Source organism: Methanoregula sp., from assembly GCF_049518935.1.
Lineage (GTDB): Archaea > Halobacteriota > Methanomicrobia > Methanomicrobiales > Methanospirillaceae > Methanoregula.
Genome location: NZ_JBEKRH010000040.1, coordinates 1 through 5,994 on the forward strand (window position 1 = coordinate 1; position 5,994 = coordinate 5,994).

6 protein-coding genes and 1 tRNA gene are annotated in these 5,994 nt (G+C 58.3%); 5 read left to right on the forward strand and 2 right to left on the reverse strand.

All coding sequences use genetic code 11. The features are described 5' to 3' along the window. The 4 genes from ABSE13_RS12930 to ABSE13_RS12945 all read left to right on the forward strand — a co-directional run. Positions 1–754 (forward strand): CBS domain-containing protein (locus ABSE13_RS12930; RefSeq protein ID WP_424028930.1); only part of this gene is annotated, 754 nt, incomplete at its 5' end. A 135-nt stretch (positions 755–889) separates the two neighbouring features. After that, a complete protein-coding gene (locus ABSE13_RS12935; RefSeq protein WP_424028931.1) occupies positions 890–1,831 on the forward strand; it encodes a CBS domain-containing protein in 942 nt (313 codons plus the stop codon). Positions 1,832–1,836: 5 nt separating this feature from the next. Continuing rightward, positions 1,837–2,676, forward strand: a complete 840-nt coding sequence (locus ABSE13_RS12940) for a CBS domain-containing protein (RefSeq protein WP_424028932.1) — start codon at positions 1,837–1,839, stop codon at positions 2,674–2,676. Beyond that, positions 2,673–3,449, forward strand: a complete 777-nt coding sequence (locus ABSE13_RS12945) for a CBS domain-containing protein (RefSeq protein WP_424028933.1) — start codon at positions 2,673–2,675, stop codon at positions 3,447–3,449. Before ABSE13_RS12940 ends, ABSE13_RS12945 begins: the two co-directional genes overlap by 4 nt. 130 nt (positions 3,450–3,579) lie before the next feature. On the opposite strand, the gene ABSE13_RS12950 is transcribed toward ABSE13_RS12945, so the two are convergent. After that, positions 3,580–4,347, reverse strand: coding sequence for a sulfite exporter TauE/SafE family protein (locus tag ABSE13_RS12950; RefSeq protein ID WP_424028934.1), 768 nt, complete (start codon positions 4,345–4,347; stop codon positions 3,580–3,582). Positions 4,348–4,375: 28 nt separating this feature from the next. Further along, complete coding sequence (locus ABSE13_RS12955) at positions 4,376–4,939, reverse strand: cysteine hydrolase family protein (protein ID WP_424028935.1); 564 nt, start codon at positions 4,937–4,939, stop codon at positions 4,376–4,378. Between the two features lie 953 nt (positions 4,940–5,892). Between ABSE13_RS12955 and ABSE13_RS12960 the strand changes: the two genes are divergently transcribed. Beyond that, positions 5,893–5,976 (forward strand) — tRNA-Ser (locus ABSE13_RS12960). Positions 5,977–5,994: the final 18 nt, after the last annotated feature.

Consider the following 5,994-nt stretch of genomic DNA (forward strand, 5'->3'; position numbering starts at 1 on the left):
TCACATGAGGACAGCACAGGATTTCATGGTTGAGATCCCTGTGCTGAAACATACCGACCAGATGACAAAGGCACGGCAGATCCTGCGGGATGACCGGTTCCGGGAAGTCTATGTCGTGGACGCAAAAAAGAACCTCCTCGGCTATATCGACATCACGGACGGTCTTCGGGTGACCGCAACCAAATCCAATATCACGATCGAGGGTTTCGTACGGGAGGCGCCACGGGCGCTTCCGGAAGATCCGATTGAACAGGTGGCAAAGGCGATGCGGAAGTATCGTACTGACAGTGCCGCCATTATGGATTGCACGTCGCACTTCCTGGGAGGGGTGCTCCTGGCAGACCTGTTCCCGGTTATCATCTCCCGGAACGAGCTGCACGGCCCGGTTTCCCGGCAGATGTCGACGGATGTGGTGGCAGCAGATCCCGAAGATGAACTCCAGAAGGTTTCGGCGCTGATCGTGGAAAGCGGTTTTGCCGCGTTCCCGGTCCTGAAGAAGAAGAAGCTCGTCGGGCTCATCTCGCGGCGGGACCTGATCAGCAGTAAACGGGTGAGATCGGCGATCGTGCAGCATGCCGGTACTACAATCGGTGACGTGATGACCCGGGAGGTCTTCACGATCGGGGCTGATGAGCCGATCAGCGCTGCAGCGGAACTGATCGTGAAACACGATGTCAGCCTGTTGCCGGTCACCGAAGACGGGCATGTGGTCGGTGTGGTCAACCGGCACGATGTCCTCGGGGCCCTTGCGTAAGCAGGGGCTGTGCAGGACAGCACAGGGCCGGGTCGCAGGACCCGGTAATAATAACGGAACAGAATCGCACCGGGCCGATATGCACCGGTGCTCAGGAACAATACAGAAACTATCCAGAAAATATCCGGAGGGTTAATGCACCAGAACGGAAATGGCGTCAAGCAGGGCGACAGGCTCCTGAAGATGCCGGGAACGCTCGATCGCGGGCCGGTCGAGTTCAGGTCCCATATCGTTGAACAGGAAGGGGAGGTCATGGCGATCGCAACCCGCGATGTCGTATCAGTCCCGCGGACCATGACGATCATTGCCGCTGTGGAGCAGATGACAGCATGCGGATTCCGGAGGCTTCCCGTCACGGATGCAGGTACGAAGAAACTGCGGGGGATCCTCACGTCCGGAGATGTGATCAGCCTCCTCGGAGGGGGTGACACGTCCCGGCTCGTGGGGGAGAAACACCACGGCAACCTGATCGCTGCGGTGAACGAAAGCGTTCGGGCGATCATGACCCAGACGGTAGTCACGCTCCCCGACAGTGCACGGATCCGGGAGGCGGTCGATACGATCGTGACAAAGAAGATCGGGGGGCTTCCCATCGTGGACAAGCTGGGGGTGCTCGTCGGGATCGTGACCGAACGCGATGTACTTCGCGTGCTCGCCGCCGAACGGAGCACCCTGCACGTGGAGGACGTGATGAGCCAGTCGCTCCGGGTAACAGCCCCCGACTGCCCGATCGCAACGGTCACCCATGACATGATGAAATACCGTTTCAGGAGGCTGCCCGTGGTCAGCGACGACGTGCTTTACGGTATAGTCACTGCCACCGATCTCATGCGGTACCTCGGGAGCAGGGAAGTCTTCGCCCGGATGACGACGGGTAACGTTGCGGAGGTCACGAACCTCCCGGTCAGAATCCTGATCGCCGGCGAACTCACAACAACAACCCCGGAGAAGAGCATCAATGAGGCGGCCCGCGAGATGCTGGAGAAGAATATCGGGGCGCTGCCGGTGATCGAGGATTCCCATCTGATCGGGCTTGTGACCGAGTTCGATCTGGTCAGGGCATTTGCCCGGGGGTGAAGGCGATGAAGGCACGTGATGTCATGAGTACCCCGGTCTTCGTGGTCTCTCCCGAAGATACGGTGGCCCATGCCCGCAGGCTGATGGTGCGGCACAAGATCTCCCGTCTTCCCGTGATGGAGAACGGGCGGCTGACCGGTATCATCACCAAGAAGGATATCGCCTACCGGCTCCGGCAGGGTGAACCCGCCTGGCGCCGCCGCCCGCTTGACCGGATCCCTGTGGGCGCCCTGATGACGGAACACCCTGCCGTGGTGTCTCCTGACGAGGGAATCCGGCAGATCGCGAGGCTGTTTGTTGAGAAGATCATCAGCAGCGTCCCGGTTGTGGACGCAGGCGCAGTGAACGGTATCGTGACCAAGACCGATCTGATGAAATCCGTTCTCGTCCGGGCACTCCGGTGCCCGGCCGGGGACGTGATGGAGGATGTGGCGGTGGTCAGCCGCTACCACTCGCTCGATCACGTGATTGGCGTGATGCGCGAACGCAATGACAAGGTGCTGGTGGTAGACGATGATGGTGCCCCGGCTGGTATCATCACCGAGACGAACCTCGCCTTCTTTGACGACGAACCGAAGTTATCGGGTGTGATCGGAAAAGACGTGACAATACAGCGACGCAGAGAGGCGGACGGGCCGGGCGGGCAGGGCCTGCTCGTGGTAGCAGCCGTAACGGCGGAGGATCTCATGACGTCCCCCGTCATCACGGTGCCGGCGGAGACCCCGCTCCCGGACGCTATTGCACTGATGGGAAAACACCATGTCAACAGCCTCGTTGTCATGGAGAAGAATACCCTTGCAGGGATCCTGAAACGCGATGATATCATAAAGGAAGTGGCAAAATGACAAAAGAAGTTTTTATCAGAGATGTAATGGCAAAACCGGCAACGATTGCCAAATCGGCAAAAATTACCGAAGCACTCGATAAGATGCTCGACGGGGGTTTCGACCCCCTGATCGCAGTCAATAATAACACCGTGGTAGGCACGGTTTCGCGGCAGGCAATAGCGCAGAAGCTGGGCAGCAAGCAGAACTCAGACCTGGCCCCTACGGCCATCCACGTGGCGAGCGTGGTTGAGGAGGACTTCACGAGCGTCTATCCTGACGAAAATGTCAATATTCTGGTCCCCCTCCTCCAGAAGTACAAGCTCGTGGTGGTCTATGACAGTGACCACAAGCTGATCGGACAGGTATCAGCGGGAGACCTGCTGAAGAAGTACCACCCGGAGAATGGCATCGCGGATGCGATCGAGAAAGTGGTGACCATCGAAGCCGACGAACGGGTCGTCCACCTGCGGCGCCGGATGCTGGACGACAAGATTACCCGGTTCGTGGTGACCGAGCACGAGAAGTATACCGGTATCGTGACCGAGACCGATGTGGCGATCGCGATGCGGAAGTTCCGGGAGTCAGTAGGGGACAACCACCAGGATCACCGGATCCGGAATATGCTTGTAAAAGACATTATGACCGCCCCGCTGATATCGGCGGAGCGGACGGCAAAGGTCGCCGACGTAGTGGCCACGATGCTCAAAAAGAATATCAGTGCGATCCCGGTCATGGAGAACGGGAAACTGGCGGGCATCGTCACCCGGCGCTCGCTTGTCAACGCGCTATGAGCCGGCACCGGATCTCATCCTCCTCTTTTTTACCGCGGCAGTACCCGTCCCGTACGGGATACCTCCTGACAATTGCTGAACATGGGATTATCCGGGGGCCGCCCTGGCGGGAACACGTGATACCACCGGTTTATAGCCGGACCAGAAAGATGATCCCGACGATGATCCCAATCGCCACGATCGCCCACCGCAGCCGGCCCGGATCGATCTTCCCTGCAATGGTCCCGCCCGCAGCCCCGCCGATCAGGGCGCCGGCAGCCATGACGAGTGCGAGCGGCCAGATCACAAGACCGGTGAAGAGGAAGAAGACCGCTGCCGCTACATTGACGGCAAGCGAAATGCACTGCTTGAGGGCATTGAGCCGGGTGAGGTTGTCATCGATGAAGAGGCCGAGTACGGCAAGGATGATTACCGAGAGGCCCGGGCCGAAATACCCGCCATAGACTGCGGCGATGCCCACCGGCAGGATCGCCCTCCTGCACCCGTCAGCGTCCCGCTCACCGGAACCGGTGTGCGAGCTGATCCATATCTTCACCCGGTCCTGCACTGCGAGCAGCACGGCGGCCATCAGGATCATGAAGGGGACGAGAACGGTGAATGTGTGCTCGTCTATGAGGAGTAACAATGCTCCTCCCGCCACGCCCCCGATAATAGCGGCGGGGATGAGGATCAGCAGTCGCCGCTGTTGTCCCCTGAGATCTGTCCGCTGGGCCAGTGCGCCCCCGAGATAGCCGGGGCAGAGTGCCACCGTGTTGGTGATGTTGGCAACCACCGGGGGGATGCCCATTGCAATAAGTGTGGGAAACGAGACTAATGTTCCGCCCCCGGCAAGGGCGTTGATCAGCCCTGCCGCTACCGCTGCAAGTCCTGCGAGGGCAAGTTCGGTGCCGGAGAGCATGGTTGGAGTGTCCTTTTATCCGGATCGTTCAGAGGGATGCTACCAGATCTTTGGTCGTCATAATCCGGACGCTGATGTTCTGCATGTCCCGGACATTGGCATTGTGGATCTCGTCCGTCTGGGCGCCGGTTGCGTCCACGGCAAGCACCACGGGATAGTTGTACGCGATTGCATCGAAGACGGTTGTCCGGATGCAGTTCGGGGTCTGGATGCCGGCGACGACAAGGTCCGTGATGCCGAGGTTCCGGAGCATCAGGTCGAGTTCGGTGCCGATGAAGGCGCTCATCCGGATCTTTGGGATCACGTATTCGCCCGGCAGCGGCGTAAGTTCGTCTACGATTGCTGCACCGGGCGTTCCCTCGACAGCAAACGGCTGCTTACGGAAGATCTCCCGACGGATGATCTCGACATCGGAGCCGTCCTTCCGGTGGACTCTCACGATATGGAAGACCGGAAGTTTCTTTGCCCGGAACGCTGCGAGCACTTCATGGATTTTCGGGATTACGGTACGGGCAGATGCCACCCGGAGGGGCCTGCCTTCCAGGACGAAATCGTTCTGCATATCGATGATCAGCAGTGCGGGTTTCTGCATAGGGATTCCTCTAAGAGAGATCGGGGCCGGGAATATGAAATGTGTGGCCGGTTTTTAAAAAAGGAAAATTGCAGGGTGAGTGATGCCCGGGACCGGAGCGGATTTCCGGTTACACGGGACCGCAGTCCCTGTGCAGCCTGCTGCAATGAGAGCCGCGGCAAGTACCACCAGGAATGAAGTGATGAGGAGGTTCGCTCACGATCATGATTGTACCCATGCGACCCCATCCATCCAGTCGGCCCATTCTCTGCCCGACCATGACCGTGAATCTGCCATCGGCAAAACTTACCATTTTTCCTGCCAGTCCGTGCAAAAAAAATAAAAAGATGGGAGGGGGTCGCATGGGTACATTTCCATTTCCCCAAGTGCCAGGAGCGTGGCAGCAATGAAAAATTACGGTGGAGATTCCCGCGTGACCCCAGTTCCCAAGGGATCGAAATGTACCTGCCCGACCCCCCATCCACGCCATTGCCTGACCAGGGCGCGAGGGCAACCCCTCCCATGAATGCAGGTTACTAAGTGCAGGTATTCCTGCAAGCTCAGGGTTTTTTACTAAGAGTACTCATGTATGGAAAAAGCGATGACCGCCGCAGCAATCGAAGATTGATATCCTCTCAAATCAGTCATCGCTGATGCGACGACCGATTCCCCGCCGGGGCGCCCCCGCGGTGGATCAGGGATAGTCAAATACCATACAACGCATACTTAGATACTAAGTATTGCGTGCAATCACAACCTCCAGAATCCGCACATATAGTAAGGGCGGGACAGGCCGGGACTTCCATGCTCGAAGATTTCCTGCGGAAATCTTCTCAATGCCAGCCCACTCTCACGAGTGGGACTCTCATCGGGCAAACACTTATTACCCGCACCTGCCCATATTATAAAGCACCATTCATGGAGCAGCGACTATTCAGCTGCGAGTGTCTGTAAACAAGATGCGAGATTCCTCTGTTGAGGTAGCCTAGCCAGGTAAGGCGCAGGTTTGCTAAACCTGTGTCCCTTGGGACTCGAGGGTTCAAATCCCTCCCTCAGCGCTCAAAAGAGAAAATCTC

Coding starts and splice junctions, on each gene's coding strand:
- ABSE13_RS12935 (WP_424028931.1), top strand. CDS start 890: ATGCACCAGAACGGAAATGGCGTCAAGCAGGGCGACAGGCTCCTGAAG.
- ABSE13_RS12940 (WP_424028932.1), top strand. CDS start 1,837: ATGAAGGCACGTGATGTCATGAGTACCCCGGTCTTCGTGGTCTCTCCC.
- ABSE13_RS12945 (WP_424028933.1), top strand. CDS start 2,673: ATGACAAAAGAAGTTTTTATCAGAGATGTAATGGCAAAACCGGCAACG.
- ABSE13_RS12950 (WP_424028934.1), bottom strand. CDS start 4,347: ATGCTCTCCGGCACCGAACTTGCCCTCGCAGGACTTGCAGCGGTAGCG.
- ABSE13_RS12955 (WP_424028935.1), bottom strand. CDS start 4,939: ATGCAGAAACCCGCACTGCTGATCATCGATATGCAGAACGATTTCGTC.